Below are 25,879 nucleotides of genomic sequence, written 5' to 3'. Positions count from 1 at the left end.
TGGCCCGCTGAAAAGAGAGGCAAGGCTGTTCCTTGCCGTCCCTCGGTGAAGAGAGAACGGGGCCAAGGCAGGCGACTCCTCTTAAAGGGCGCAAGCTGCACACGCGCTCCTGTCCCGCTGGAATCTGAAAGCGCTTTCATCTACACTGGCCCTATGGTTGACCCTCAGCCCCTGCGGCCCCAGTCCGGGGAGAGGCGCCCATGACCCATACCGTCACCCTGGTCCAGGTGGCGCGTGCGGCAGGCGTGTCGCCCAGCACCGTGTCGCGCGTGCTGAACGGCACAGCCCAGGTGAGCGAGATCCGGGCCGCGCTGGTGCGCCGGGCCGTGGACCACCTGGGGTATACCCACAGGGCCGCCTCGCCCCGGCCGGTCACGGGGCCGTCTGGCCTGATTGGCGTGCTGACCCCGGACCTGGGCAGCCCCTTTTACACCGACGCCCTGAAGGGGATTGAGCGCGGCCTGCTGGACAGCGGGTACTCGCCCCTGGTGGTCAGCGGCCAGGGGCGCCCGGGTGCAGAGGCGCACGCGCTGAGGGTGCTGCTGGGCCGCCGGGTGGAGGGCCTGCTGCTGCTGGGCGGGGGCCTGCCCGATGGACAACTGCAGGCGGTGGCGGCCCGCGTGCCGGTGGGGGTGCTGGGGCGACAGGTGAACCTGAGCGCCTGGGGCGGGGTGTGCCTGACGCTGGACCAGCGGCCAGCGGCGCGCGACCTTGTGACCTATCTGGTGGGGCGCGGCCACCGGGTGATCGGGCACATCAGCGGGCCGCCGGAGCACGCCGACGCCCGCGAACGTCTGGGCGGGTACCGCGAGGCCCTGGAGGAGTGCGGCCTGCGGTTTCAGCCCTCGCTGGTGGTGCAGGGCGACTTTCAGGAGGCGTCTGGCGTGATTGCCATGCAGCGGCTGTTGCAGCGCTGCCCGCAGGTGAGCGCCGTGTTCTGCGCCAACGACCAGATGGCCTACGGCGCCCGGCTGGCGCTACACCGCCTGGGCCGTCGCGTGCCACAGGACCTCTCCCTGATCGGCTTTGACGATCTGCCCGGCTCAGCGTATACGACGCCGCCCCTGTCCTCGGTGCGCCAGCCCATGGCTGAGATGGGCCGCTGGCTGGCACGCGCCGTATTGGCCCGGCTGCGCGGCGAGCCTGCAGACCCCCTGACCCCCCGGCCGGAACTGATGCTGCGCGAATCGGTGGCCACCCGCGGCGACGCCTGGAGCGGGCTGCCCACCGTGCCCCGCTCTCAAAGCCGCTACCCTGGGGGCCGATGATCGCCCTGCGCCCGGCCCAGTTCCTTTTCCTGTTTCTCCTGTCCCTGCCGCTGGCCGGCGCGCTGGCGGTGGACGCCAGCTACTACCCCAAGCGCCCCGGCCTGCGCTGGACCTACAGCAGCGGCGAAACCCAGGTGATGGGCGCGCCCGTGGTGCACCGGGGGGTGTCGGTCACGCCGGTCAGCCACCAGTTCGGTTCAACGGTCTTCACCCAGGATCTGCTGGAGCACCGCGCCGACGGCAGTGTGTGGCTGCGCGGCGTCAACACCGGGGGCCGCCTGACGTGGTACACCCCGCCCCTGAACATCTACCCCCCTGGCCCGCTGCGCCCGGGGCAGACCTGGACCGGCGTGACAGCGGGGCTGCGCCAGCGCTCCACGGTGGTGGGCGTGGCGCCGCTGCGCACCCCGGCCGGGGCCTACAACACCCTGAAAATCCGCACCGAAACGGTGGCGGCGGGCAAGCTGAGTACCCAGACCACCTATTTTGTGCCCACCGTGGGCGTGGTGCGCTACGAAACCGCCGACGGCAGCGTGATTGATCTGGTGAAGTAGGACAGGCGCTGACACGAGTTCCGAGCAATGCCGTACCCCATGACGGAATGTTTCCGACCGGAGGGACGCGCAGCGCTGCGGAGCAGAGCAGGAACAGAGACGGCTGTCCGGGAATCGGACTGCCCCCAGCCGAAGGCGGGGAATATCCCCCTTCTTCCCGGATGTTCCGGACATGGACGGCCGTCCGTCTGACACGGCCGCCTGCAACAGCGGTTCAGGGTCAAGCGGTAGGAGCGAGCACGAGAGAAAGCGGTTCTCTGGGCATGGAGCCGGCACACCGATCAGAGTGATTGGCGGCGCCGACGGCAGTCCTCATCAGACGGGCCCCAGTTCTCCTGCGGGCCTCGCCTGAGCGCTACTTGCGGCGCCGGGCGCGGTAGGTCAGCAGGGCGGCGTACATCTTGGTGCGGGCCTGGGCGCCGCGCCAGAAGCCGCGCTTCTTTTCCTTGACCACCTGGGCCACCTGCGGCAGATTCACATACGCCCAGCGGGCCCCGGTGGCTTTCAGGTGCTGGGTGATGGCGGGTTCGGGCCAGCGTTCGGCGCCCAGGTCCGGCACGCCCAGCAGCCACGCGCGGCGGCAGGCGCGCTGCCCGCTCAGGTGTGGCGTGAGCTTGTTGCCCCAGTCGGTCACGAAGCCCCCGCCCTCAAACACGCCAATACTCATGTCCAGGTCGCCGCTCAGGACGGGGGCGACCAGCCGCTGCAGGTGGGCCAGGGTCAGGCCGGTCAGGTCTGCGTCCAGCAGCACCACCGTCTCGGCGGTGGCGGCCTGCACCGCCGCCAGCAGCGCCGCGCCCTTGCCCGCGTTCTGGGGCAGGTCCACCACCTGCGCGCCAGCCTCGCGCGCCGAATGCGCTGTGCCGTCCGTACTGCCGTCGGACACCACGATCACCTGCGGGGTCAGTTCCAGGGCCACGCGCACCACCGTGCCCACCGTCTCTGCCTCGTTGAACGCGGGAATCAGCACAGCCAGGGCAGAGGCGGGGGGTGGGGGCGCCAGCATGCCGCCCATGGTAAGCGATCACGCGCGCGGCGCAGGGGCGGGTGCAGAACCTGGGCCCCCCCCGCCCCCACGTCCCGCTCAGTGCGGTTGCTCGGCCTCGGCGGCCAGGCGCAGGGTGGGGACCAGTTCGTCGCTGCCAGCGGCGGCGGCCAGCCACGATCCGTGGCGCACCAGCAGCAGATGCAATTCGGGCACGCGCACCACCAGCAGGTCATGCAGGATCATGGGGGCCAGCCCCGGCAGCACCGCCACCAGTTCGCCCTTGTAGTCCTGGCGCAGCGTCACGGCGCGCCCGCCCGCTTCCAGGGTGAGGGGATCATCGCCCAGTTGCACACTCAAAAAGGCGCCGGGACTCAGCTCGAAACGCTCGCCGCTGCGCGGGTCGGGCAGGGGTTCGGGGCGGTGCAGCGCGGCGTGCAGGGCGCCGTGCAGGCGCTCGGCGGCCAGGGGGTGCAGCCCCAGGTGGGCGGCCGCCTCGGCAAAGGCGCCCCTCGCCTGGGCCGGGTCGCTGCGTTCCAGACGTGCCGACAGGGTTTCTACCCCCTTGCGGGCAAAGGCCAGCAGCACGTCGGGCGTGGCGGCGTGGTATTTGTGGGCGCTGTCTGGACCCAGCGTGTCCAGCTTGAGGGCCCCCCCGCGCAGCAGCTGGGCGGCGGCCCGGGCCAGCCGCAGGTAGGCAAAGGCTTCCTGGCTGTCCAGCAGCAGCGACACGGCGCGCGCCAGCGAGGCGCGGCGGCCCAGTTCGGCGGCGGCGTGGCTGTCCACATGCAGCAGCAGGTAGGCGCCGCTCAGAAACAGGCGCAGGTGGGTGCCGGGCAGGCTGAGGGTCTGGGTGCGCTCCAGGGGGCTCAGGCCCGGACGCAGCAGCGCCACCTGTCCGCCAATCTGCAGCTGCCAGTTGGGCCCAATGGGCTGCCAGCGCAGGTCCAGCCCGCGCCAGTGGGCCGCCTGGGCCCCGCGCAGATGAATGATCAGCCGGTCGGCGCCGTCATCGGGCACCCGCATGGCGTTGGCAGGGTGCTGGGCGTACAGCACGCTGCCGTGCGGTACGGCGCCCAGGGCCCGCTGCGGGGCGCTGTCCAGCAGCGGTTCCAGTTGCTCGGCCACCTCGCGCGCCGCCACCCGAATCACCGAGCGCTCGCGTGGGTCGCGCGGCATGGGGTACTCGGCCTTCAGGGCGCGGATCAGGGCGTCCTTGGCCTCGGCAGACAGGGGCTCGCGCTCGGCGGCGGCAATGCGCGCGGCCAGCACGTCCTCGTCTGGGTGGCGCGGAAAGGGTTCGGCCTGCACCTGTGAGAGCGCCGCGCGCACCTGCACCCGCCCGGCTTCGCTGTGCAGCAGGGTGCCCAGGGCGCGCGCAATCGCCTGATTCACCTCCGGGTCGTGCAGGTCCATCAGGGGATCGTTGGCTTCGGGCACCGGCACCGGCTGGCCGCTGCCGGCGCGCTCGGCGTTTTCCACCACGGCGTACAGCACGCGCAGGCGCTGCAGGGTGGCGTCACGCTGCCAGTGGGCGGCCAGTTCCTGCAGGCGCACCGCAGCGCGGTGGTGCCACAGCAGGGTCTGCAGTTCATCCCAGGCCAGCGCCTCTTCAGAATCGGCCGTCACCGGGGCTTCCCAGACCGGGTGGGCCTGCGGCGCCGGGCGCCCCCGGTGGGGGTTGGGCGCGCGCCCGTTTGTGCCGCCCCGGAACAGCCGGTCGGTTTCCATCAGGCGGCGCAGCAGGGCCGGTTCCAGCGGCGCCGAGAGCAGCTCCTCGCGCAGCTCGGTGACCGAGCGGCGCCCCCCACGCGGGGTGCGGCCTTCCATCAGGTCCATCACCTTGTACTCGAACAGTTCAACCAGTTCGGCCCAGTGCGTCACGGCGCACCTCGCGGGCTCCTGGGGGCGGCCTGGGGGCGGGGCTGCTCGCCGCCGGGGCGCGGCGCCGCAGGGGCAGAGGCAGGGCAGGTGGGGCGCGGCATCCCTCTCAGTATGCCCCCCTCAGGCCCGGCGCACCCACACCCAGCGCCATGTAAGTTCTGCGCAAGGGCCGCCCTGTATAACTGAGCATGATGAAGCCGACCCTTCAACTTCCCCCGCCCGGCGGCGCGGCGTGACCTGGCTGCTGCTGGGCGCCCTGTTCATCGTGGGGCTGCTGCTGTCGGTGCGCGCCCCCGAGCGCGTGCTGGGCTTCGTGTCGGCGGGTGTGGTGGGTGTGCTGGCGCTGCTGCTGGGCGCTCTGGCCATGGGCGCGGGCACGGCGGGCACGCCCCCCAGCTTCGCGGGCCTGGGCCGCGCGCAGGGCGTGCTGAGCGTGGCGGCCTTTGTGCTGGCCACCGCCGCCTTTCGCCTGGGGCGCGTGCTGACCCCCAGCCTGCACCGGGGCCCCCGCGACGCCCGGGGCCGCCCCGTGCGGGTGCAGCGCACCGCCAACCCCACCCTGGCCCAGCGCCGCAGCACCCTCACGCAGACTTCGACCGACCTGCGCTTTCAGGACTACGAGGTGCTGGACCGCATTGGGATTGGCGGCATGGGCAGCGTGTACCGCGCCCGGCGCCGCCAGGACGGCCGCGTGGTGGCCCTGAAGGTGCCGCAGGACAAGTACCTGGCCGACGCCAAGTTTGTCAAGCGCTTTTACCGCGAGGCAGAGGTGCTCAAGCGCTTCAACCACCCCAACATCGTGCGGGTGTACGACTACCGCATGCAGGACCCCGAGCACTACATCGCCATGGAGTTTCTGGACGGCGACAGCCTGGAAGCGCTGCTGGAAAACCGCACCCTGAGCTTCACCGAGGGCACGCAGATTATCCGCGCCCTGGCCGACGCCCTGCGCCACATTCACATGCAGAACGTGGTGCACCGCGACATCAAGCCCGCCAACGTCATGATTCTGAAAAATGCCTTCACCGAGGGGCTGCTGCGCGAGGGCGGGGTCAAGCTCATGGACTTTGGCATTGCGGTGGGCAAGGTGCTGACCCGCCTGACCATGACGGGCGCCCGGGTGGGCACGCCCATCTACATGGCCCCCGAACAGGCCAAGGGCAACCGCGTGGACGCCCGCAGCGATGTCTATTCCCTGGGTCTGCTGGCCTACGAGATGGTCACGGGCCAGACGGCCTTTAAAGGCAGCTACGAGGCCGTGGTGCACCAGCAGGTGTTCGAGTCGCCCAAGCCGCCCAAGCAGGTGCGGCTGGAGGTGCCCGGCAAGCTCAACGACCTGATTCTGCACATGATCGAGAAAGACCCGGCCCAGCGCCCCACGCTGGACGAGGTGATCGCGCGTATTGACGCGGGTGTGCTGAGCGACGAGGCGTTCAACGACCCGGTGGCCCTGGCCCTGAGCGTGCAGGAAAAACGCGGCACCGTGCGCCTGCTGGACCTGAAATGCAAGCTGCGCGCCAGCCTGCGTGACCAGTCGGCGGCGGCTGGCGGCATGCCCGGCGCGCCCAACGCCATGGCCAGCGATCCCCAGGGCCACCTGTACGTGACGCTGCTGGACTACCGCCAGGGCAAGGCGGGCGCGCTGGTGCGCAAGCTTGACCCCCAGGGCAAGGAGCTGCTGAGTTTCGGGCCCTACGGCCTGGGTGACGGTGAATTGCTGCAGCCTGTGGCGATTGCCGCCACCGATTCGCAGGTGTTTGTGCTGGACGCCGAGGCCCACCATGTGGTGGTGTTCGACCCTCAGGGCCGTTTCGTGCGCCGCTTTGGGGGCAAGGGGCAGGGCCTGGGCCGTTTCGAGAAACCGCGCTCGGTCGTGGCGTCTCCCGACGGCCACGTGTATGTACTGGACGTGGGCACCAACGAGGTGCAGCGCTTTACCCCGCAGGGCGAGTACCTCAGCCGCTACGCCTTCCGCCTGGACCGCACCACCGACAACCTGCGGCCCCTGGAGGGCCTGGGCGTGGACCAGTTCGGCGCCGTGTACATCGTGGACGCGGTGGCCAGAAAGGTGCGCAAGATCGAGGCCGACGGCAGCCCGGGCCTGACCTTTCCGCTGGACACCCTGGTGGGCGAACCCACCGAGGCGCCGTGGCTGCTGCAGGTGGGCCCCGAGGGCCAGCTGTACGCCGTGCGCCAGGGCGGGCAGGTGCTGCGCACCTACTCCGGCGCGGGCGACCTGCTGAGTTCCTGCGACATGTACGCCCCAGTACAGGCCATGGCCATCCTGGCGCGGCCCCACGCCCTGCAACCCGCCTGAGCCTATGCCGCTGCCCCGCCTGACCCTGTACCACCGGCCCGGCTGCCACCTGTGCGAACTGGCGGCGCAGGGCCTGGACGCCCTGGGCTTTGCCTACGAGGCGGTGGATGTGGACGGGGACCCGGCCCTGCGCGCACGCCACGGCGACGACGTGCCGGTGCTGGCCCTGGGGGCGCGGGTGCTGGGCAAGGGGGCTTTCAGCCGCGCCCGCCTGAGCAGCCTGAAGCTGCTGCTGCTGAGAGAGGCGCTGGGGCCGCGCGGAGGCTAGCCCGGCGGCTGGCTGGCACCCGCTGCCGGACCTCTGGCCTGCGTGCTGGGCGCTATGGTGGGGCCATGACCAAGACCGCCCCCCGCCCCGAGGTCCGCGCGTGAGCTGGCTGGAGCGCCTGCGCGACGGGCTGAGCAAGACCCGCAAGCAGATCAACGACACGGCCGGTTTCCTGGGCACCGATGTCCGGGACGTGTTCACGAACCGCCTGGAGACCATTGAGGACCTGGAATACGCCCTGATTGCCGCCGACGTGGGCCGCGCCGCCACCGAAGAGATTTTGGAGGACATTCGCGCCAGCGAGGGCAAGAACCTGCAGCAGGCCCTGATGGACGCCCTGACGCTGCAACTGGAGCCCGACAGCCGCCGCGCCGATTTCCGCAAGCTGGGTTTTACCCCCGATGCCCGGCGCAGCGCCGTGGATCCCCGGGGGCACGTGGTGATGGTGATTGGCGTGAACGGGGTGGGCAAGACCACCACGATTGCCAAGCTGGGCCAGTACTACCGGGGCCGGGGCAAAAGCGTGATGTTCGCGGCGGGCGATACCTTTCGCGCGGCGGCGGGCGCGCAACTGGGCGTGTGGGGCGAGCGCCTGGGCATTCCCGTGGTGCAGGGCGTGGACGGCGGTGACCCGGCCGCCGTGGCCTTTGACGGCGCCAGTGCGCGCGCCGCGCGCGGCACGGACCTGCTGTTCGTGGATACCGCCGGCCGCCTGCACAACAAGCACAACCTGATGGAAGAGCTGAAAAAGGTGCGCCGCGTGATTGACAAGGCCGACCCCGGCGAGCCGACCGAGGTGTGGCTGGTGCTGGACGCCGTGACTGGTCAGAACGGCCTGCAACAGGCCAAGAAATTCCACGAGGCCACGCCCCTGACCGGCGTGATCGTGACCAAGCTGGACGGCACGGCCAAGGGCGGCATCCTGGTGCCTATCGTGCGGGAACTGGGCGTGCCCATCAAGTTCATTGGGGTGGGGGAGGGGGCCGGCGACCTGCAGCCCTTTGACAGCCGCGAGTTCGTGCGCGCCCTGTTCGACGTGAACATTCCGCGCGAGTAAGGGCTGCTCTGCCGCAAGGACAAAACAGGCAATCTGACTGAAGAGCGCAGGGCCACGTTCCCACGACGGTTTGACGCACTCGTGTAAACTGCGCTGAATACCCCCCCCTATTCCGCACCCCACGCCTTACCTGACAATGAAGTTGAGCGAAGCGGGCATGCAGATAAAGACTTGCGCTTTCTACAGAATGAGCAGCTGCCGTTCGACAACAACCGAGCAGGGCGTGACATTCGGCGGACCTGCGTCAAGCATCAAGTCATCAGGCCCTTTCGTTTTACAGAAGATGGCCTGCATTTTTACTGCCTTCCCAGCTGTAGCGCGATGGTTGACCACCAAGGTCTGAAGAGATGGTGAGATGCCAATGTTTTCGGAAACAGCGCCCTTGGGCTTCACTGCCCGCCCTGTGTGGGCATAGAAGACATCGGGTGACTCCAGAATTATGACTTCCTCTGATCCTGTGGAGTCTTCAGAGCCTCAGTGGAGCACCCCTTATCTCAAACTCTCTCTTCAGTTTCTTGCACTGGCTGCGCCTGAGCGACAGAAAAATCTCCCTTACACTTTCGACGGCCGCATCACTTTGGATAACGGTTATCTGGTTGAATGCGATCATCCGATGCATTTGATGCTGTTGTTCTTGCAAGACTTCACCTTTCTACCAGAGTTCTGGGAGAACGATCCGGAGTTCACGCTTCTTACTCTTTCCGGCAAGGACGATATGGAGAAGGTCGGAGCGCTCATCGCTGACTTGAGAACCAGGCTTGAGACCCTAGCCTGGCGCGAGCTTCAAACGGATGCCAGTGAATGTCAGCAGCGAGCCGTGAACATCCTGATGCTGTTGGCGTGGCCCTGCACGGCCCCTGAGGTCCCTGCTGTAGAGCTTCTGGATGAATATACGTATGGTGGCTTCTCTCAGGTCGCTCGTCTTACTGACTGAGCCCTCACCCTGCTTGATGAACCGCTCTATGGAGGTGCTCGGCACGAGACGCTCTGTGGTGCTCGGCAGCTCTTCCGCTTTCATCGTTTTGTAAGAATGATTGAACCCGAAGATAAAAGGAGAACAAGCGGGTGGGGAGAACAGGCAGTAGAGTGCATCAGTCCCTTCCGTCGCTCCCGCCGTTCAGGAAAAAGGCCAGCACATCGTCGCGCATGCGCACGCTGGTGTAATGGCCCACGCCGGGGTAGGTGCGGGCCTGGAAGCGGCCCGGGTGCCCGGTATAGGCCGCGCGGTACGCCTGGGCGGTGGGCGCGTGGTGGGTCTCCAGCGCAAACACCGGGTCCGCCTCGCCGCTGGCCAGCAGCAGCGGGGTGGGGGCCAGATCGTGCGCGTGGGTCAGGGGGCGGTGCCAGTCCAGAAAGGCGAGCAGGCTGGGCCGGGTTACCTCTGGCTCGTGCCACACGCCAGAGGTGATCAGCGCGGCCACCTGGGCCACCCGGGGCTCCGTGCGGCCCAGGGTCTGCGCCACGTAACCGCCCATGCTGGACCCCACCACCCACACGGGTACCTCGCCGTAAAGCGCCTGGGCTGCGTCCAGCAGGGCCGGGGCCTCGGCCACCGTGCGGCGCACGCTCTCCCACACGTATTCGCGGGCATTCAGGCCGGGCGGGGTGTCGCCCTGGCGCTCGCCGTGCAGGGCGCTATCGGGCAGCAGCACGGCCGCGCCCGCCTCGCTCAGGGCGCTGTACACGCCCAGCTTCCCCTCCTTGGCGGCCCAGGCCCCGTGGTACACCACGCACAGGGCGCGCACCGGCTGGCCCTCTGGGGGCCGCTCGACCAGACAGGGCACCCCGGCCAGCACGCGGCGCTCGACGGTGTACGGCGCGCCGCCCGTCGTGGGTGTGGCGTGGGGGTCGGCGGCGGAAAACGCGCGGCTCATGGGCCCTGCTCGCGCAGCAGGCGGCGAATCAGCCGCAGCTGGCCCCGGTGACTGACCTCATCTTCCATCACGTGAAACCACGCCCAGTGGTGGTTCATGGTGGGATCGGCCGGCACCGGCCCGGCCAGCCACGCGTCGTCCCGGGCGGCCAGGCCGGTCAGGGTGAGGTTCAGGGTGGCTTCCAGTTCGGCCTCGTACCACGCCAGCTCGTGGCCCCGGATCGTTTCGCGCGCCGCCTCGCCCAGGTCCAGAGCCGCGCGGTAGGGGGCGTAGGCGTCGGTGTCGTAGGGGTCATGGCCTTCAAAGCTCAGGGCGTGATAGGCCCGGTGAACCGCCCCCAGGTGCGCCAGCAGCATTCCGCAGGAGTTGCCCAGGCCCGGGGGCACAGCGTCCAGTTCCCCGGGGGTCATGCCGGCCACCGCCTGCAGGGTGGTCAGGCGGGCATAGACAAGCATGTCAGCCAACGCGGCCAGCTGCGGCGTGAACGGCGCCGGCGGCCCGGTAAGGATCTGAAAGGCCCGGTCCGCTTTCAGGGTGGTGGCCAGCTGGGGAAAGGTGGTCATGCCCTCAGGGTAGCGGCTCTGGGTCCAGGCGCCGGGGCCGGGTGCCGGGCACCCAGAGCCAGACATCCGGGTTGCGCAGGGCTGCCCAGTCCGCAAAACGCAGGTTCAGCCCCAGGGTCAGGAGATTGCCGTGGGTGACGACCACGCTCACGCCTGCCGGGTCGCGGGCATCCTGTAGGGCGGCCTGAATCCGGGCCTGTGCCTGATGACCAGACTCGCCGCCCGGAAAGCGCAGGGTCGGGAGATGGAAGCTCATACGATTTCCGAACAATGCTGTCACATGTGACGGCATTGTTCCGACCGGAGGGAGCAGGAACAGAAACGGATTGCCGGGAATTGGAGAAACATCCCTCTTTTTCCCGGATGTTGCGGAAATGGACGGCAATCCGTCTCAGGCGCAGGGCGCCCCTCCACCAGCTCACCGGATGGCCGGTGAGCACCCGCTCAGTCAGGCGCGGGTCGGTGTGAACAGGCAGGCCCAGGCCGTCAGCCAGCGGCTGCGCGGTGTCCACCGCCCGCTCCCACGGACTGCTGACGATCCGCGTGACCCCCAGGGCCATGAGGCGCCCGGCCAGCTGCTGCGCGGCGGCCTGCCCGGCCGGGGTCAGCGGCGCCGCTGGGGCCTGTCCGGCTGCCTTCGCGTGGCGAACCAGCAAGAGGGTGCCGGGGGGCAGGGCAGTCAAAGGTTTTCCTCGCGCGCCCGCCTCCCGGCCTGCAGCGCCTGCACGTCCACCGCGCGCCCATTCCTGCTGCGCTGCAACACTGCCCAGGCCGCAAACGCGGCCAGTGCGCCCGCCGTGCGGTGGCACGGCGCCACCCCAGCCCACTGGCAATTCAGGGTGCAAGAGGGCACCGGGAAGATCAAGGGGCCGCCGCTCACTGCACCTCGACAGTGCCCCAGACCCGGCCACCAACGAGCACCTGAAAGGGACCGGTGCGCGGCAAGGCCCCCGAATCCGTGAACGTGAACGTGTGAGGCCGGACCGCAGCCACGCACACGGCGCCCTCTGGCTGCGTGCCCCGCACCTGTATGGACAGCTGGTTGCGGGTGCGCTCGGTGGTGTAGCCGTCGAAGCGGCCACAGGCGAGGTCCACGGTGACCGTCACCGGCAGAGACGCTGTGGCGCCGATGCTGGCGGGCAGTTCGACGCCCAGCACGGCAGGCACAAAGGGTGGCTGGGTGGTGGTGCACGCACTCAGCAGCAGACCGGCCGCCAGGAGCAGATGTTTCATGGCGCTCATCCTGCCATGTTCGTGTCGCTGGTGTCTGGGCAGGTGTGCCGGGTGGCCTGTTCGCGCCAGGCGTGCGCGAACAGGTGCCGCAGGGCCGCCTGGGTCAGCCAGTTGAAGTGCGCCGGGTCATGATCAAGCTGCCGGCGCACCTGCGGGAATGGCAACCACACGTGCCCCTGCGCGTGGTCGCCCTGGCGGATCAGTTCACCGGTCGCCTGCACCCGGAAAAAGAAACCCACACTGTCCACCGGGCCGCGCAGCGTCTGGTACACGAAGGCGGGCGTCAGGCATTCCACCTCGGCGCCCGGGGTGACGGTATGGGTGCGGTTCAGATCATCCAGAAAGGCGGTCACGGTCAGGCCGGTTTCTTCCCGCACCTCGCGGGCCAGGGCCTGGGTGATGCCCTCGAACAGGTCCAGCTGGCCGCCTGGCAGTTCCATGGTCCGGGGCTCACCAGGTTTGGCGCGCTGTTGCAGCAGAACCTCGCGCGTCCCAGCATGCTCTCGCTCAATAATCGCCCGCGCGTTCACGTAAAAGCGCTGGGTCTTGCGGCCCCACCTCATACGGAACTCAGGTGAGCCGAAGGCGAACGTGAGCCGAGCGAACATAAGCAAAAACGGGACTCCAGCGATGGAAAAGCGTATCTGCGCTGCTGCCAATCTGCTTTGGAGTCAGAGGAGCCCCGCATCATCCCTTGACCGCCCTTTCAGTGACCTTCGTGCGCGAGTGCTGGCCCAGCACAAACGCGGTGTGAATGGGGATGGTGGCAATACTGGGGCGGCATTCTTTCCGGCGCGTGGGGCCTCCCCTGAGTCGGGTCATGCCCGGCAGTGTACCGGGCCGGGCGCGCGCAGGCATGAAGAAACCAGCGCCGCAAGGGGCGCTGGCTCAGGGCAGGGTCAGGCGTTAGCGGCCGTCGCCGTCGGTGGCTTCGCGCTTGCCTTCGCTGTATTCGGCGTGGGCCTGGTTGTTGTGAACCTCGGCCTTCGCGCGGTCCTCCAGGGCCTCGGCCTTGTGGTGGACGTCGCCTGTGACAGCGTGGGCCACGTTGTGTCCCGTTTCGCGTGCGCGGTCGGCGGCTTCGTTCACTTTGGCCTTGGCGGCGTCCAGCATGTTCCCAGGAGTGCTTTTGTCAGTCATAGGGTCAGGTCCTCCTGAGGGCTGAATTCCCGGTATGGGTGCTCCCAGCGTGCCGCGCCGCCGCCCCCTGCAGGTGAGCCGCCCTTCAGCCAAGATGCAGGCTTCCCAGGGCGTTTTCTTCATGTGCCGGGGGCTCAACAGCGAACGACTTAGCCGGAAAGGCCTGCGGTTTCCCCCGCGGCCCATCTGTTCTTGAACCGCGTCTAAACCGTTCGGGTAACAGCCACACCAAGGCTGATTTTCACCGGGTGGAGTACAGTAGGGCCGACATGGATAAGCACATCAAGGTACCCACGCAGGGCGAGAAGATCACCATGCAAGGCGGCAAGCTGACCGTTCCCAACCACCCCATCATTCCCTTTGTGGAAGGCGACGGCACCGGCCCGGACATCTGGCGTGCCAGCGTGCGGGTGCTGGACGCGGCCGTGGAAGTGGCCTACGGCGGCGAGAAGAAGATCGAGTGGATGGAAGTCTACGCCGGCGAAAAGAGCCTGGAAGTCTACGGCGAGAACGAGTGGCTGCCCCAGGGCACCATCAATGCCTTCAACGAGTACCTCTTCGGCATCAAGGGCCCGCTGACCACCCCGGTGGGCACCGGCATCCGCTCCATCAACGTGGCGCTGCGCCAGGAACTGGACCTGTACGCCTGCGTGCGCCCGGTGCAGTACTTCGAGGGCGTGCCCAGCCCCGTCAAGCGTCCGGGTGACGTGAATATGGTGATCTTCCGCGAGAACACGGAAGATATCTACGCGGGTATCGAGTACAAGGCCGGCACCGACGAGGCCGACAAGATGCGCGGCTTCCTGATGCGCGAGATGGGCGTCAAGAAGATCCGGTTCCCCGAAAGCAGCTCCTTTGGGATCAAGCCGGTGTCCAGGGAAGGCACCGAGCGCCTGGTGCGCGCCGCGATCCAGTTCGCCATTGACAACGGCCGCAAGAGCGTGTCGCTGGTGCACAAGGGCAACATCATGAAGTTCACGGAAGGAGGATTTCGCGACTGGGGCTATGAACTGGCCAAGCGCGAATTCGGCGCCGTGGAGCTTGACGGCGGCCCCTGGTGCCAGCTGCCGAACGGCATCGTCATCAAGGACGTGATTGCCGATAACTTCCTGCAGCAGATTCTGCTGCGCCCTACCGACTACGACGTGATCGCCACCCTGAACCTCAACGGCGACTACATCTCCGACGCGCTGGCCGCGCAGGTGGGCGGGATTGGCATCGCGCCCGGTGCCAACATCAACTATGTCACCGGCCACGCCATCTTTGAGGCGACCCACGGCACCGCGCCCAAATACGCGAACAAGGACGTCATCAACCCCTCCTCCGTGATTCTGTCCGGCGAGATGATGCTGCGTTACATGGGCTGGACCGAGGCCGCCGACCTGATCCTGAAGGGCCTGGACGCCACCATTCAGCAGAAGACCGTGACCTACGACTTCGCCCGTGGCATGGACGGCGCCACCGAGGTGAAGACCAGCGAATTTGCTGACCGCATCATCGAGAACATCAAGGCCAGCAAGGCGTAAGCCAAAGAAGGCCAGTGCGGAGCGGGCGGGGGCGAAAGCCTCCCGCCCGCTTCCTTCGGGTTCACTCCGGTGGCGCAACCAGGAAATCCACTTATACGGATTCCGTCCATTTCCGTAACATCCGGAGAAGAGCCGGATGTTCCTCCAATTCCCGGAAATCCGCATTTGTTCCTTCTCTGCTCCGCAGCTCTTCGAGTCCCTCCGGTCGAAAAAATTCCGTAATGTGTTCCGGAATTTTTCGGAAGCCGTATTAAACCGGGCCCAGGGCGAGCCCGACCAGAGCTGCCAGACCGGCGAGAACGGCGGCAAGAGCCACACGAACAGAGAGGGCACCTGGCAGGAAGATGCCCCCCAGGCTGAAAAAGAACAGAGCAAAGAGGACGGCCATCAGTGGATTCGCGTTCCTGCCTATCTCTAGACTGAAGGACAGTGCCCCTGACCAGAAAAGGCCGCCAATCATCAGGCGTATTTGCGCGTTTTTGGCCTCTCGTTGCGCCTCGGTGATCGGCGGCTCAGGCGCGGGGGCAGGATTCGAATCTGGGCGCTGGCGTCTGCCGAACCACCAGAAGCCCAGGGCCGCCCCACAAACAAGGGCAACGAACAGCTTGGACAGGTAGACCCCAACGTCTTCCAAGAGCGTTGGGCTCAGCAAAGTGCCCAGTGCTCCGGCGGCCAGCAGCGCGCCTCCAACCCAACGGTTGAGAAACCACAGAATCGCCCCCAAAAAATAGCCAGCAAAGACGAGGTAAAGCGTCCAGTCATCAAAGGTCACGGTTCGCGATGACTCTGCGCACCGGAAGGCCTCCACTGGTCAGAGCCTGCTGCTCTGTCCTCTATCCAATCGCCAACATGCGTTCAATGGGCTTCAGGGCCCGGACGCGAATCTCCTCGGGCACGGTGACGCGCGGCTGCAGGTTCACAAGGCTGTCGCGGATGTTCTCCAGCGTGATCATCTTCATGTATTCGCAGCAGGCGGTGCGGCTGACCGGAATAAAGGTCTTGCCCGGCACGTCCTTTTCCAGGCGCGTGACCATCCCGGTTTCGGTGACCACAATGAATGCCTGCGCGGGGCTGGTTTTGGCGCGGCCAATCATGCCCTCGGTGGAGTACAGCTGCAGTTCAGGAATGGTCCCCAGAATCTTGCTGGAGCAGCCGCATTCCGGGTGAATCAGCAGTTCGGCGTCCGGGTAGGCCGCCTGCTGGCCCTGCACGTCTTCGGGGCGGATGGCCTCGTGCACGTGGCAGGCGCCGTCCCACACGTCCATCTGGCGGCCTGTTTCGCGGATCACGTGGGCGGCCAGGTAACGGTCCGGGGCAAACAGCACGGGCATGCCTTGCGGCAGGCTCTGCACCACCTGCACGGCGTTGCCGCTGGTCACACAGTAGTCGCTTTCCGCCTTCACGTCGGCGGTGGTGTTCACGTAGGTGACGACCAGCCCGCCAGGATTCCCCGCCTTCCAGTCGCGGATGCCCTGGGCGGTCAGCGTGTCAGCCAGCGAGCAGCCCGCGCGCAGGTCCGGCAGCAGCACCGTTTTTTCCGGGTTCAGGATCGCGGCGGTTTCGGCCATGAAGTGCACGCCTGCAAACACAATCACCTCGGCGTCGGTCTTCGCGGCCTGGCGCGACAGGCCCAGCGAGTCGCCCACGAAGTCGGCCATTTGCTGCACTTCCGGGCGCTGGTAGTTGTGGGCCAGGATGACCGCGTTCTTCTCGCGGCGCAGGCGCTCAATGTCGGCGCGCAACTGGGCTTCGTCAGGGAGAACCTGCAGCTGCAGCAGGTCGCGGTGCGGCACCTGGGGGCGCGGCACCACCAGGGTGGGTTCGTTGGGGCTCTTCATGGTTGGTCCTTGGGCAGAAAGTTCAGGCTGATGTCCAGGGCGGGGGCCGAATGGGTCAGGGCGCCGGCGCTCACGAAGTCCACGCCGCTTTCTCGCACGCGGGGCAGTCGCGCCAGGGTCATGTTGCCGCTGGCTTCCAGGGTCACGTGCGGGGCCACGCGGTCACGCAGGGCCACCGCCTCGGCCAGCAGGGCGTCGCTCATGTTGTCCAGCAGCACGCGGTCCGCACCCGCGCGCAGGGCTTCGTCCAGCCCCGGCAGGTCCGGCACCTCGCACTCCACCTTCAGCAGGTAGGCGTATTCGCGGGCGCGGCGAATCGCCTCGGCAATGCCGCCCGCCGCCGCCACATGGTTGTCCTTGATCAGGATGCCGTCGTCTAGCCCCGCGCGGTGGTTGAAGCCGCCGCCATGGCGCACCGCCTGCTTTTCCAGGTCACGCCACAGCGGCGTGGTCTTGCGGGTGTCCAGCAGGCGCGTGTGGCCTTCCCCCAGCGCGTCCACGTACCGCCGTGTCTGGGTCGCCACGCCGCTCAGGCGCTGCAGCAGATTCAGGGCCAGCCGCTCGCCGGTCAGCAGGCTGCGCGCCGGGCCCACCAGGGTGCCGAACACGCCGCGTTCGCGCGCCTCGCCGTCGCGGGCGGTCCAGGTCACGCTTACCCGCTCATCCACCAGCGCAAACACACGCGCGGCCACCCCCAGGCCGCTGAGCACCCCGGGCTCTTTCAGCAGGAATTCGGCGCGGGCGGGCTGATGGGCGGGAATGGTGGCCCGCGTGGTGGCGTCGCCGCGCCCGATATCCTCGGCCAGGGCGGCGTGCAGGCGGTCATCCAGGCTCAGCATGACCGGCCCGGAGCAGGAAAAGGCAGCGGGGAAGAAGGAAGGAGAGAACGCACGGGCAGAACCCTAGCGCATTCGCCGGAAGCGGGCGGGCACACCTGCGCGCCGTTCACCGGGCCCCCACAGCCGGCCCCACGGGGACCTCGCGCAGGACCGGCTGGCCCGCGCTGCTGTGCCCCCAGACCGCGTGTCTGGGTGGCGTGGCCTCGGCAGGAAAGTCGGTGCGGCAGTGCCCGCCGCGTGATTCCTCGCGGGCCAGGGCCGCGCGCAGCAGCAATTCCCCCAGGGTGGCGAGGTGCCCGGCTTCCAGGCTGGCGCGGGTGACCCCGGGCGCTGCTGGCCACGTCCAGTCCGCCAGCGCGGCTTCCAGGTCCGCTGCATTTCGGCGCAGGCCCGCCGCCCGGTCCATCACGGCGCGCAGCCTGGGCAGGCAGGCGGGGTCCACTCCGGTAAAGGGGGGCGCCTCGCCGTCCCCGTGCGGGGTGCGCAACTCGGCCAGGGCGGCGCGGGCGGCCCGCGCACCGAACACCAGACCCTCTGACAGACTGTTGCTGGCCAGCCGGTTGGCGCCGTGCAGGCCACTGGAGGCCACCTCGCCCGCCGCGTACAGGCCCGGCACCCCAGCGCGGCCGTCCACATCGGTCTGCACGCCGCCCACTGTGTAATGCACGGCCGGGCAGACCGGAATGGGGTCGGTGCCTGGGTTCAGGCCCCAGCGGCCCAGCGATTCGGTCACGGTGGGAAAGCGGGCCTGCACGAACGCCTCGCCCAGGTGGCGCAGGTCCAGCCACACGCCGCCGGTGGCCGCAATCTCGGCGGCAATGGCGCGCGCCACCACGTCACGCGGGGCCAGTTCCAGCGCCTCGTCGTAGCGGGGCATAAAGCGTTCGCCCCGGGCATTCAGCAGCTGTCCGCCTTCGCCGCGCGCCGCCTCGGTCACCAGCTGCGCCTCCCCGCCGCGCACCACGGCGGTGGGGTGAAACTGCACGAATTCCAGGTCACGGAGGCAGGCGCCCGCCGCCCAGGCCAGCCCCACGCCGTCGCCTGTGCCCTCGGGCGGCGCGGTGGTCACGCCGAACAGGCGCCCAAAGCCCCCGGTGGCCAGCAGCACCGCGCCGGCCCGCACCCGCAGCGGCCCGGCCGGGGTCAGCAGATCGGCGCCCACCACCCGCCCGCCCGAGCAGCGCAGGGTCTGCACAAAGGCCCCTTCCTGCACCTGTAACGCGGGGCCCTGACCCGCCCGCAGCGCGGCGCTCAGGGCGAGGCTGACCGCGTGCCCGGTGGCGTCGCCGGTGTGGCGAATCCGGGCGCGGCTGTGCCCGCCTTCCAGCGTCACCTGCGGGGAAAAGGTCACGCCCAGGTCGCGCAGGATCTCCACCTGGGTGCGGGCCTCGCGCACGAAGACACCCACTGTCTCGGGTTCGCACAGGCCCCGGCCGGCCTTCCGGGTGTCGGCGGCGTGGCTGGCCTCGTCGCCACTCTCCAGGGGCGCGGCAATGCCGCCCTGGGCCCAGCGCGTCGAGCCGCCGCTCAGCGCGCCCTTGCAGGCCAGCAGCACGTCCGCGCCGTAGCTGCGCGCCGTCAGGGCGGCGTAGGCTCCGGCCACGCCGCCGCCCACCACCAAGAGCTCGGTTTCCACCGTTTTCACGACTGTTCAGGGTAGGGCAGCCGGGACCCGCTCAGGTGTCACTGCGGCGCTGAACAGCTGACCCTGCGGCCACGCTGCTAGACTGCCGCCATGACGCGCGTTCTGCTGGCCCTGGCGGGCGTGGTGCTGCTGGCGGTGACGGCGCTGGCGCTGGTGTGGCTGCTGGGCCAGTTGCTCACCGGGCTGGGCATTTTTATCGTGGGCGCCGCCGGCGTGCTGGGGCGGTTGCTGTGGTTCGTGCTGGTGACGGGGCTGCTCTCGGGGCTGGTATATTTCGTGGCCAGTGCGTGGCGCCCCGGCACGCGGGTGCTGGCCAGTGCCGGCCCGCGCCGCCCAGCGCCGGCCGCCAGCGCCCCGGCCGCTGCCACGCCAGCGGACCCGGCCCCCGCACCCCGTTCATGAGGCCCCGCCGGCTGCGCCCGGGCCGCGAGAGAGCCGCTGCTGGCCGGCCCCGGCCCTGGACATGTTACGCTGAGGACAGAAAGGAGGGCGTCCCATGACCATCGCCATCACCAATCCGCAGCGCACCGGCTACGCCGCCGAAGTGGTGGCGAACGCCTTTCTGGACCTGGCCCGCCAGGAGGGCCGGCCCCTGACCCAGATGCAGGTGCACAAACTGGTGTTCATTGCCCACGGCTTTACCCTGGCCCTGCTGGGCCGCCCGCTGATCTACAACACCGTGCATGCGTGGCGTGGCGGCCCGGTGGTGCGCCGCCTGTGGCAGCTGTGGGGCGAACGGGGCACCCAGCCCATCGAGGGGCAGCTGTCCGTGGCGCCGGGTGAGCCGGACCTGAACGGCGATACTGAAGCGGTGGATGTCATTCGCAGCGTCTGGGACGCCTACGGCCAGATGGACGGGCTGGAACTCTCGCGCCTGACGCACCGGCCCGGCAGTCCGTGGTCACAGGTGTATGGCCAGGCCCCCGACCTGATTCCCGATCAGGTGACGCGCGAGTACTACACCGCCCTGGCCCGCAGCGCCTGAGTATGACCCGGCCGCCTCCGCCTGCCCCGGACAGCACCTCGGCCACGATTGCCCGCACGGTGCAGCACAGCCTGGAAGCCGAGCGGCGCGACCTGCCCACCCCGGCCGAGCTGGAGCGCCGCACCCGGGAACTGCGTTACCGCGAGGCGGTGGACCAGCGCTGGTTGCGCCTGGGCGTGGGGGCCATCGTGTTTCTGCTGTCGGCCGGCTGGCTGGCCGCCGACATCGTGCTGACCCTGGCGGTGGGCTGGGGGCAGCTGGGCGGGCGGCCCTTCAAGCTGGACAGCACCGTGGTCGTGGCGTTCCTGACCACCAGCACGGCCACCGTCATTGGCCTGTTTCTGGTGTTTTTGCGCTGGCTGTATCCTCAGGGCCCGGCGCCCGCTGGCCCGCCCGGTCCCCCAGCGGCGTGAGCCGCCCAACAGTTCACCGGCGGAAATGCGGTAAAATCGCAGATTGTGACGCGCGCCGCCTGAGCCTGACGGTTGAAGGCTTCCCTCCGGCGCGGGCCACGTCCCGGAGGACTTTTGAGTTACTGGCGCACCACCTATAAACCCCTGCTGGATGCCGAAACCGGCACCATCTTCAAACAGGCCCCTATCCGCGTGACCCTGGCCTTTCCCAACCGCTACAGCGTGGGCATGGCCTCGCTGGGTTACCAGGTCATCTACCGCATGTTCAACCAGGAAGAGGGCGTGGCCTGTGAGCGCGCCTTTTTGCCCGACGATGTGGAGGCCTTCGAGCGCACCGGCCAGGCGTTGCCCACGGTGGAAACCGGGCGCGACGCCGGAGACTGCCAGCTGTTTGCCCTGAGCGTGTCCTTTGAGCTGGACCTGACGAACATCATCCGCACGCTGGATGTGGCGGGCCTGCGCCCCCTGCGCGAGGAGCGGGATGATTCCGACGCCCTGGTGATGATTGGCGGGCCCTTTACCAGTTCCAACCCCTACCCGCTGACGCCCTTTGCCGACATCATCATCATCGGGGACGGCGAGCAGATTGTGCCGGTGATCAGTGAAGCGCTGCGCGAGGCCACCTCCCGCGAGGACTTCTATGACCTGGTGGACGGCGTGCCGGGCATCTTCCTGCCGGCGCGCCACACGCACGAGCCCAAGTGGGCCACCGCCCCCAAGGAACTGCTGCCCGCCTACAGCCAGATTGTCACGCCCCACAGCGAGCTGAGCAACATGTTCTTGGTGGAAGCCCAGCGCGGCTGCCCGCGCCCCTGCACCTTCTGCCTGGCCCGCACCATGTACGGCCCCAACCGCAACAACCAGGCCCAGGAACTGCTGGACACCATTCCCGACTGGGTGGAGAAGGTGGGGCTGGTGGGCGCGGCCCTGAGCGACTTTCCGCACACCAAGTACGTGGGCCGCACCCTGACCGAGCGCGGCATCAAGCTGGGCGTGAGCAGCATCCGCGCCGACACCGTGGACGCCGAACTGGCCGAGATTCTGAAAGCGGGCGGCCTGCGCACCTTCACGGTGGCCAGCGACGCCCCCAGCGAACGTCTGCGCCGCTGGCTGAAAAAGGGCATCACCACCGAGGACCTGCTCAAAACCGCGCATATCAGCCGCGACCTGGGGTTCAAGGGCATCAAGGTGTACATGATGATCGGCCTGGGCCCGGAAAATGACGACGACATCACCGAGCTGATCGAGTTCACCAGGGAACTGGCGAAGATCAACCGCATCGCGCTGGGCATCAGCCCCTTCGTGCCCAAGCGCCACACGCCGCACTTTGCCGACCCCTTCGCGGGCGTGCAGACCATTGAAAAGCGCATGAAGCGCATTCAGAAGGAACTGCGCACCACCGCCGAACTGCGCAACGTGTCGGCCAAGTGGGCCTGGGTGGAAAGTGTGATTGCGCGCGGCGGCCCGGAAGTGGGCATGGCCGCCTACCAGATCTACCGCAACGAGAGCATCGGTGCCTGGAAAAAGGCGCTGGACGAAGTGGGCTGGAGCGATGAATTCGAGGTCAATATGCCCACCATCGGCCTGCCGCCGGGGCAGTACGAGAGCAAGGACGTCAGCGCCCACGCGCAGGGCCTGGCGATTTAAGTAGCTCGCTGTTGATCTTTAGATCAACCGAGCGGGCTGGAACAGCTGCGCAGCAGAGCGAGTATCGAAAAAAGTACGTTGCACCGGGAGTGGAGACTTTGCGGTGCTCTCCTGCAAAGTCGTAACGTGAGGTGCAACGTACTTAAGAGACCCCGCAAGAAACCTCTGCGAGAGCCCCGCCGAATGTGGCGGGGTTTGTCGTGATGGCGCTCTGTGTGCTGCGCGCAGGCGCGCACTGCTCTGCACGGTGTTTGTCCGAACTGGCAGGAGAGGGGCGCTTCTCTCGTGGCGTTGGCAACGCGGAACAGGCCCGGAAGCTGGGGAGGTCATACGGCTTCCGAAAAATTCCGTCATGTGTTACGGAATTTTTTCGACCGGAGGGCGCAGGAATAAATGCGGATTTCCGGGAATTGGACTGGCACAGCGCCGAAGGCGGGGAACATCCCCCTTCTTCCCGGATGGTACGGAAATGGACGGCAGTCCGTATCATGCGGCTTCCGAACTCTTCCGTCAGACGTTACGGAATGTTTCTGACCGGAGGGACTCGCACAGCTGCACAGCCCAGCAGGCACACATGCGGATCTTCGGGAAGTGGACCGGGAAGGCTCCCCAGGAGCGGAACGTCCCCCTTCTTCCCGGATGGTCCGGCCATGCACGGCCGTCCGTAATCACTGCCCGCTCGGGTAAGTGTTCGGCAGTTCGCCCTCTTCTCCGCCGCTGTCCCGGTCCAGCGGCACCAGCGCCGTGGTCTGGTCCAGGTACAGCAGGGCGTCGTATTGCGCGGGTAGGTGGGCATGGTAGTAGTGGCTCTGGCGCTCGGTGTCGGGGCGGTAGATCACACCGATAAAGCGTTGCAGGCGCTCGCCCTGGAAGGCTCCGGGCAGGTCGCCGCGCAGGTCCAGCCAGAAGTCGCCCACCCCCAGTTCGTGCAGGGCAGCTTCCACACTGCCGGCCAGCGCCGGGCGCACCCGCTTGACCTGCCCGGGCTTGCCCCAGTCGTCGGCGGCCAGCACCTCGCCGCTGCAGGTGCTCTGGCCCAGAATGAAGGTCTGCCCCGGCCAGCGCTGCCGCAGGTACTGGCCCAGATTCTCCTGCCTCTGGCGCCAGCCGGGCTCGGTGGCGCGCGCGTCCCCCAGGTGCGAGTTGTGCGCCCACACCACGATTCTGGGCTCCAGGCCCTGGGCCCGCTGGTGCTCGGCCAGGGCGCCCACCGTGTCGGCCATGTGGGTATCGCGCAGGTTCCAGGTGTCCAGGCGGCCCCGGAACATCTCGCGGTAGTAGCGCTCGGCGTTCAGGGCCAGCCGCGCGTTCTGCTCGGCGTAGAACAGTTCGTCACTGGCCAGGGGATCGGCGGCGGTGTGGCTCTGGCGCTGCAGTTCCAGCAGCTGGGCCACCGCCTCGTCCTCGCAGGGCTCGTCCACTCCGTAAGCGGTGGCCAGCCCGTAACTCTGGGGGTCGTTGCCGTAGGGTTCAAAGCAGCTGTAGCGCTGCCGGGCGCGCTGCGCGGCGGCTGGGTCCACGCCTTCGAGGTACGCCACCACCGCGTCCATGGAGCGGTGCAGGCTGTACAGGTCAATGCCATAAAAGCCCGCCTGCGCCTGTGGGCGGCGCTCGTTGTGGCCGCGCAGCCACGTCACGAAGTCGCGCACGGGCTCGTTACGCCACATCCAGCGCGGAAACCGCCCAAAGTCCCCCAGGGCCTGTTCGGCGCTGTGGTCGCCCTTCTGGCCGCGCACGTAGCGGTTCACGCGGGAGGCATCAGGCCAGTCGGCTTCTGCCGCCACCGCCGTAAAGCCCCGCTCCTCAATCAGGCGCCGGGTCAGCGCGGCGCGCTCGCGGTAAAACTCGTGGGTGCCGTGCGAGGCTTCCCCGATGAGCACGAAGCGGGCGTCCCCGATGCGGCTCAGCAGGGCGTCGGAGGCCGCCGGGTCGGTCAGGGGGTGCAGGCCGGGCAGGGAAGAGGGCATGCCCCTACCATGCCCGCCTGTGGCCCAGCCCCGGATCAGCCCTGGCTAAAGCAGGGCTGACCGAATGCCCACAGCAGGCCGCAAAGAGCGCAACGGTCGTGACAGGGGCGGCGCCCACCAGTCCTCAGTTCTGGTTTGCCAGGAACGCTGCCTGGTTGCGGTAGAACGCCTTCACATCCCGGAACGACAGGTTGCCCGTGATGTCAATGTGGTCGTAGCCGTCCACCCGGCCCAGGCGGTACCACGTGCCGGGCGCGGTGGCGCCGCCGCTGTACGCCACGCTGGTTTCGTTCAGCGGGGCGTTCATGGACCTGCCCGGCACAATGCCGTCGTTGGCCCACCAGCCCCGGTCATAGGTGATGGCCCCGCCCGGACTGCGCCCGCCGATGTTGCCCAGCCCCGGGCTGAGCGGCGGCGCGTAGGGAAAGGCCACGGCCGACAGCACCGGATTCATGGTGAGGTTCGGGTAGTGCCAGCCGGTCAGCAGCCCCGGGGTGGTGGCGTTCGTTTCCCAGGAGAAGTAGCGCGCATGTCGGCTGCGCCCCAGCCAGCGGTTGAGTTCGGCCGCGCCGTCGGGGCTCAGGTCCCAGGCGGCCTGGTCCTTGCTGGTCCAGACGCGCGAGGCGAACACCCGGTTCTGGTAGGTGCTGAAGCGCTCGCCGGGCGCGCGGCTCAGGCCCCAGTGGCCCAGGTCGAAGTTGTACACGAAGTTCTCGGGGTCGGCGGCGCCCACGCTGGCGGCAAAGGCCAGAATCAGGTTCTTGAACATGGGCACTGCCGCCTGCAGCGTGTCGGCCGCCGGGCTGCCGCTGTTGGGACTGCTGACGGTCATCACGCTGCGCACCCAGCCCGCGCGCCCGCCCGTGAACAGGCCGCCGCTGCCCGCGTTGGCCGGGTGGCCGTCGTCCAGCAGCTTGACCAGGGTGCGGGCCGTCTGGCCGCCCATGGAGTGCCCCAGCAGGTTCACGGGCCGCGCCGCGCTCCACTGCGGGTAGAAGCCGGGGTAGCACTTGGCGCTGTCTGTGCGGGCGTGTCCATGCTGCGCCGCGTGCGCCGCCCCGTAGTCCACGCAGCCGCCCTTGATCTGTGCGTACAGTTCGGCGGCGCGGTCCCAGTTGCTGCTGACCGGCCCCAGGCTGGCGGTAAACACCGCGTAGCCCTGGGCGCGCAGGTCCGCCTGCACGTCCAGAAGTCCGCCCCAGTAGCGCAGGCCCAGCGCCTCGTCGCGCCCGAAGCCCCCCAGCCCATGCACCAGAATCAGGGGCACGCTCTTGTCCAGCGCCTGCGCTGCCATGCCCCGCGTGCCGGGGTAGGTGCGGCTCAGGTCCGTCTGGGGCGCGGGGCGGGCAGTGGGCTCGGGTGGCGTGGGGGTGGCGGCGGCCGGTTGCAGGGTGGGCGCGGGCACCGCTGCCGGAGCGGCGCAGCCGGCCAGCAGGCCAGTCGTGACGGTCAGGGCAAGAAGCAGGAAGGAACGTGAACCAGTCATGGGACTCCCGGGGGCCACCTTTCAGGACACAGCTGTGCGCCGCGCAGGCCACGGCGGCTCCACGTCTTGGCGCGCCCCTGGGGCGGCAGGTTGAATTTTTGGTACAGGCTGCACTGTGCCACACAGCTGACCCGCTGTCTTGACCCGGGTTCAAAAGAGTGAGAAAGCTCAGCTTTGGTGGGCAGGGGGGGCCCAGGCGGGCGGTGTCCCCGGGTCCGCCTTCAGGCGCGCGGATACTTCCAGAGTCCAGGCACAACACATGGGCTGGCGTGTTGACCCTGCAGTGAGGGACACCGCTTACACCACGAGAGGGAGACGCTCGCAAATGGGCGTCAGTGGGTCCGCCGTCCCAGACGACGTTCTTCCCATGACTGGCCCACTCGCTGAACA

Annotated in this window: 27 protein-coding genes and 1 pseudogene; 11 read left to right on the top strand and 17 right to left on the bottom strand. The window is 68.4% G+C overall.

Going from position 1 to position 25,879, the window contains the following annotated elements:
* The first annotated feature begins 200 nt into the window (after nt 1–200).
* Together C8263_RS02615 and C8263_RS02610 are read left to right on the top strand one after the other, a co-directional pair.
* Complete coding sequence (locus C8263_RS02615; RefSeq protein ID WP_107136563.1) at nt 201–1,268, top strand: LacI family DNA-binding transcriptional regulator; 1,068 nt, start codon at nt 201–203, stop codon at nt 1,266–1,268.
* Nucleotides 1,265–1,822, top strand: a complete 558-nt coding sequence (locus C8263_RS02610) for a hypothetical protein (RefSeq protein WP_107136562.1) — start codon at nt 1,265–1,267, stop codon at nt 1,820–1,822. The genes C8263_RS02615 and C8263_RS02610 overlap by 4 nt, the downstream gene beginning before the upstream one ends.
* A gap of 355 nt (nt 1,823–2,177) precedes the next feature.
* On the opposite strand, the gene C8263_RS02605 is transcribed toward C8263_RS02610, so the two are convergent.
* The gene (locus C8263_RS02605; RefSeq protein WP_107136736.1) at nt 2,178–2,828 is read right to left on the bottom strand and encodes a glycosyltransferase; all 651 of its coding nucleotides are present in this window, start codon (nt 2,826–2,828) and stop codon (nt 2,178–2,180) included.
* 78 nt (nt 2,829–2,906) lie between these two features.
* Nucleotides 2,907–4,691 (bottom strand): hypothetical protein, encoded by a 1,785-nt coding sequence (locus C8263_RS02600; protein WP_107136561.1) that lies wholly within the window; start codon nt 4,689–4,691, stop codon nt 2,907–2,909.
* Between the two features lie 232 nt (nt 4,692–4,923).
* Here C8263_RS02600 and C8263_RS02595 point away from each other — a divergent pair, with 232 nt between their 5' ends.
* The 4 genes from C8263_RS02595 to C8263_RS18760 all read left to right on the top strand — a co-directional run bounded on the left by C8263_RS02595 (nt 4,924) and on the right by C8263_RS18760 (nt 9,267).
* The gene (locus tag C8263_RS02595) at nt 4,924–7,008 is read left to right on the top strand and encodes a protein kinase domain-containing protein (RefSeq protein WP_107136560.1); all 2,085 of its coding nucleotides are present in this window, start codon (nt 4,924–4,926) and stop codon (nt 7,006–7,008) included.
* Nucleotides 7,009–7,012: 4 nt separating this feature from the next.
* Nucleotides 7,013–7,276 (top strand): glutaredoxin family protein, encoded by a 264-nt coding sequence (locus C8263_RS02590; RefSeq protein WP_107136559.1) that lies wholly within the window; start codon nt 7,013–7,015, stop codon nt 7,274–7,276.
* Nucleotides 7,277–7,376: 100 nt separating this feature from the next.
* On the top strand, nt 7,377–8,333 hold the full coding sequence (ftsY, locus tag C8263_RS02585) for a signal recognition particle-docking protein FtsY (RefSeq protein ID WP_107136558.1): 957 nt from the start codon (nt 7,377–7,379) through the stop codon (nt 8,331–8,333).
* Between the two features lie 439 nt (nt 8,334–8,772).
* On the top strand, nt 8,773–9,267 hold the full coding sequence (locus C8263_RS18760; protein WP_146160559.1) for a hypothetical protein: 495 nt from the start codon (nt 8,773–8,775) through the stop codon (nt 9,265–9,267).
* A 157-nt stretch (nt 9,268–9,424) separates the two neighbouring features.
* Here the strand turns inward: C8263_RS18760 and C8263_RS02575 are convergent, their stop codons facing one another.
* The 9 genes and pseudogenes from C8263_RS02575 to C8263_RS02545 all read right to left on the bottom strand — a co-directional run bounded on the left by C8263_RS02575 (nt 9,425) and on the right by C8263_RS02545 (nt 13,143).
* Entirely contained in the window at nt 9,425–10,207 is a 783-nt protein-coding gene (locus tag C8263_RS02575; protein ID WP_107136556.1) for a serine aminopeptidase domain-containing protein, read from the bottom strand.
* Nucleotides 10,204–10,770 (bottom strand): mycothiol transferase, encoded by a 567-nt coding sequence (locus C8263_RS02570; RefSeq protein ID WP_107136555.1) that lies wholly within the window; start codon nt 10,768–10,770, stop codon nt 10,204–10,206. Before C8263_RS02570 ends, C8263_RS02575 begins: the two co-directional genes overlap by 4 nt.
* A 4-nt stretch (nt 10,771–10,774) precedes the next feature.
* Nucleotides 10,775–11,026 carry a histidine phosphatase family protein gene (locus tag C8263_RS02565; protein ID WP_158263728.1) on the bottom strand — a complete coding sequence of 84 codons (252 nt, stop codon included), beginning with the start codon at nt 11,024–11,026 and terminating at the stop codon, nt 10,775–10,777.
* Nucleotides 11,027–11,222: 196 nt separating this feature from the next.
* Nucleotides 11,223–11,426, bottom strand: a pseudogene (locus tag C8263_RS19535) (histidine phosphatase family protein); the annotation flags it as partial.
* A 23-nt stretch (nt 11,427–11,449) separates the two neighbouring features.
* Nucleotides 11,450–11,650, bottom strand: a complete 201-nt coding sequence (locus tag C8263_RS19195) for a hypothetical protein (protein ID WP_158263727.1) — start codon at nt 11,648–11,650, stop codon at nt 11,450–11,452.
* Complete coding sequence (locus C8263_RS19190; RefSeq protein ID WP_158263726.1) at nt 11,647–12,003, bottom strand: hypothetical protein; 357 nt, start codon at nt 12,001–12,003, stop codon at nt 11,647–11,649. Before C8263_RS19190 ends, C8263_RS19195 begins: the two co-directional genes overlap by 4 nt.
* A gap of 5 nt (nt 12,004–12,008) precedes the next feature.
* Nucleotides 12,009–12,566 (bottom strand): NUDIX domain-containing protein, encoded by a 558-nt coding sequence (locus C8263_RS02550; protein WP_158263725.1) that lies wholly within the window; start codon nt 12,564–12,566, stop codon nt 12,009–12,011.
* Between the two features lie 124 nt (nt 12,567–12,690).
* On the bottom strand, nt 12,691–12,825 hold the full coding sequence (locus C8263_RS19785) for a hypothetical protein (RefSeq protein ID WP_269845086.1): 135 nt from the start codon (nt 12,823–12,825) through the stop codon (nt 12,691–12,693).
* An 84-nt stretch (nt 12,826–12,909) separates the two neighbouring features.
* A complete protein-coding gene (locus tag C8263_RS02545; protein WP_107136552.1) occupies nt 12,910–13,143 on the bottom strand; it encodes a hypothetical protein in 234 nt (77 codons plus the stop codon).
* A 269-nt stretch (nt 13,144–13,412) separates the two neighbouring features.
* On the opposite strand from C8263_RS02545, the gene icd reads away from it, so the two are divergent.
* Nucleotides 13,413–14,669 carry an NADP-dependent isocitrate dehydrogenase gene (gene icd, locus C8263_RS02540; RefSeq protein ID WP_107136551.1) on the top strand — a complete coding sequence of 419 codons (1,257 nt, stop codon included), beginning with the start codon at nt 13,413–13,415 and terminating at the stop codon, nt 14,667–14,669.
* A 250-nt stretch (nt 14,670–14,919) separates the two neighbouring features.
* Here the strand turns inward: icd and C8263_RS02535 are convergent, their stop codons facing one another.
* The 4 genes from C8263_RS02535 to C8263_RS02520 form a co-directional block, all read right to left on the bottom strand.
* Nucleotides 14,920–15,441 (bottom strand): hypothetical protein, encoded by a 522-nt coding sequence (locus tag C8263_RS02535; protein ID WP_146160558.1) that lies wholly within the window; start codon nt 15,439–15,441, stop codon nt 14,920–14,922.
* 61 nt (nt 15,442–15,502) lie between these two features.
* The gene (gene nadA, locus C8263_RS02530) at nt 15,503–16,507 is read right to left on the bottom strand and encodes a quinolinate synthase NadA (RefSeq protein ID WP_107136549.1); all 1,005 of its coding nucleotides are present in this window, start codon (nt 16,505–16,507) and stop codon (nt 15,503–15,505) included.
* Nucleotides 16,504–17,346, bottom strand: coding sequence for a carboxylating nicotinate-nucleotide diphosphorylase (gene nadC / locus C8263_RS02525; protein ID WP_107136548.1), 843 nt, complete (start codon nt 17,344–17,346; stop codon nt 16,504–16,506). The genes nadA and nadC overlap by 4 nt, the downstream gene beginning before the upstream one ends.
* A 106-nt stretch (nt 17,347–17,452) precedes the next feature.
* Nucleotides 17,453–18,991: an L-aspartate oxidase gene (locus C8263_RS02520; protein ID WP_107136547.1), complete on the bottom strand. Its 1,539-nt coding sequence runs from the start codon at nt 18,989–18,991 to the stop codon at nt 17,453–17,455.
* Between the two features lie 90 nt (nt 18,992–19,081).
* Between C8263_RS02520 and C8263_RS02515 the strand changes: the two genes are divergently transcribed.
* The 4 genes from C8263_RS02515 to C8263_RS02500 all read left to right on the top strand — a co-directional run bounded on the left by C8263_RS02515 (nt 19,082) and on the right by C8263_RS02500 (nt 22,036).
* Nucleotides 19,082–19,393 (top strand): hypothetical protein, encoded by a 312-nt coding sequence (locus C8263_RS02515; protein WP_107136546.1) that lies wholly within the window; start codon nt 19,082–19,084, stop codon nt 19,391–19,393.
* Nucleotides 19,394–19,487: 94 nt separating this feature from the next.
* Complete coding sequence (locus C8263_RS02510) at nt 19,488–19,976, top strand: Panacea domain-containing protein (protein WP_107136545.1); 489 nt, start codon at nt 19,488–19,490, stop codon at nt 19,974–19,976.
* A 2-nt stretch (nt 19,977–19,978) separates the two neighbouring features.
* On the top strand, nt 19,979–20,389 hold the full coding sequence (locus C8263_RS02505; RefSeq protein ID WP_107136544.1) for a hypothetical protein: 411 nt from the start codon (nt 19,979–19,981) through the stop codon (nt 20,387–20,389).
* 114 nt (nt 20,390–20,503) lie between these two features.
* A complete protein-coding gene (locus C8263_RS02500) occupies nt 20,504–22,036 on the top strand; it encodes a B12-binding domain-containing radical SAM protein (protein ID WP_107136543.1) in 1,533 nt (510 codons plus the stop codon).
* 668 nt (nt 22,037–22,704) lie between these two features.
* Here the strand turns inward: C8263_RS02500 and C8263_RS02495 are convergent.
* Both C8263_RS02495 and C8263_RS02490 read right to left on the bottom strand, forming a co-directional pair.
* Nucleotides 22,705–24,003, bottom strand: a complete 1,299-nt coding sequence (locus tag C8263_RS02495) for an erythromycin esterase family protein (protein ID WP_107136542.1) — start codon at nt 24,001–24,003, stop codon at nt 22,705–22,707.
* Between the two features lie 124 nt (nt 24,004–24,127).
* Nucleotides 24,128–25,489 carry an esterase/lipase family protein gene (locus tag C8263_RS02490; protein WP_107136541.1) on the bottom strand — a complete coding sequence of 454 codons (1,362 nt, stop codon included), beginning with the start codon at nt 25,487–25,489 and terminating at the stop codon, nt 24,128–24,130.
* Nucleotides 25,490–25,879: the final 390 nt, after the last annotated feature.

The sequence above is a fragment of the Deinococcus arcticus genome (assembly GCF_003028415.1).
In the GTDB taxonomy this organism is placed as follows: Bacteria; Deinococcota; Deinococci; order Deinococcales; family Deinococcaceae; genus Deinococcus; species Deinococcus arcticus.
This window is presented reverse-complemented; position numbering and strand designations above follow the sequence as displayed.

Excerpts from the sequence above, each read along its gene's own strand:
- C8263_RS02545 (WP_107136552.1), bottom strand. The coding sequence starts at position 13,143 with ATGACTGACAAAAGCACTCCTGGGAACATGCTGGACGCCGCCAAGGCC.
- nadA (WP_107136549.1), bottom strand. The coding sequence starts at position 16,507 with ATGAAGAGCCCCAACGAACCCACCCTGGTGGTGCCGCGCCCCCAGGTG.
- C8263_RS02610 (WP_107136562.1), top strand. The coding sequence starts at position 1,265 with ATGATCGCCCTGCGCCCGGCCCAGTTCCTTTTCCTGTTTCTCCTGTCC.
- C8263_RS02505 (WP_107136544.1), top strand. The coding sequence starts at position 19,979 with ATGACCCGGCCGCCTCCGCCTGCCCCGGACAGCACCTCGGCCACGATT.
- C8263_RS19785 (WP_269845086.1), bottom strand. The coding sequence starts at position 12,825 with ATGACCCGACTCAGGGGAGGCCCCACGCGCCGGAAAGAATGCCGCCCC.
- C8263_RS02510 (WP_107136545.1), top strand. The coding sequence starts at position 19,488 with ATGACCATCGCCATCACCAATCCGCAGCGCACCGGCTACGCCGCCGAA.
- nadC (WP_107136548.1), bottom strand. The coding sequence starts at position 17,346 with ATGCTGAGCCTGGATGACCGCCTGCACGCCGCCCTGGCCGAGGATATC.
- C8263_RS02495 (WP_107136542.1), bottom strand. The coding sequence starts at position 24,003 with ATGCCCTCTTCCCTGCCCGGCCTGCACCCCCTGACCGACCCGGCGGCC.
- C8263_RS19190 (WP_158263726.1), bottom strand. The coding sequence starts at position 12,003 with ATGAAACATCTGCTCCTGGCGGCCGGTCTGCTGCTGAGTGCGTGCACC.
- icd (WP_107136551.1), top strand. The coding sequence starts at position 13,413 with ATGGATAAGCACATCAAGGTACCCACGCAGGGCGAGAAGATCACCATG.
- C8263_RS02550 (WP_158263725.1), bottom strand. The coding sequence starts at position 12,566 with ATGAGGTGGGGCCGCAAGACCCAGCGCTTTTACGTGAACGCGCGGGCG.
- C8263_RS02605 (WP_107136736.1), bottom strand. The coding sequence starts at position 2,828 with ATGCTGGCGCCCCCACCCCCCGCCTCTGCCCTGGCTGTGCTGATTCCC.
- C8263_RS02615 (WP_107136563.1), top strand. The coding sequence starts at position 201 with ATGACCCATACCGTCACCCTGGTCCAGGTGGCGCGTGCGGCAGGCGTG.
- C8263_RS02490 (WP_107136541.1), bottom strand. The coding sequence starts at position 25,489 with ATGACTGGTTCACGTTCCTTCCTGCTTCTTGCCCTGACCGTCACGACT.
- C8263_RS02570 (WP_107136555.1), bottom strand. The coding sequence starts at position 10,770 with ATGACCACCTTTCCCCAGCTGGCCACCACCCTGAAAGCGGACCGGGCC.
- C8263_RS02590 (WP_107136559.1), top strand. The coding sequence starts at position 7,013 with ATGCCGCTGCCCCGCCTGACCCTGTACCACCGGCCCGGCTGCCACCTG.
- C8263_RS02565 (WP_158263728.1), bottom strand. The coding sequence starts at position 11,026 with ATGAGCTTCCATCTCCCGACCCTGCGCTTTCCGGGCGGCGAGTCTGGT.
- C8263_RS02575 (WP_107136556.1), bottom strand. The coding sequence starts at position 10,207 with ATGAGCCGCGCGTTTTCCGCCGCCGACCCCCACGCCACACCCACGACG.
- C8263_RS02515 (WP_107136546.1), top strand. The coding sequence starts at position 19,082 with ATGACGCGCGTTCTGCTGGCCCTGGCGGGCGTGGTGCTGCTGGCGGTG.
- C8263_RS18760 (WP_146160559.1), top strand. The coding sequence starts at position 8,773 with ATGACTTCCTCTGATCCTGTGGAGTCTTCAGAGCCTCAGTGGAGCACC.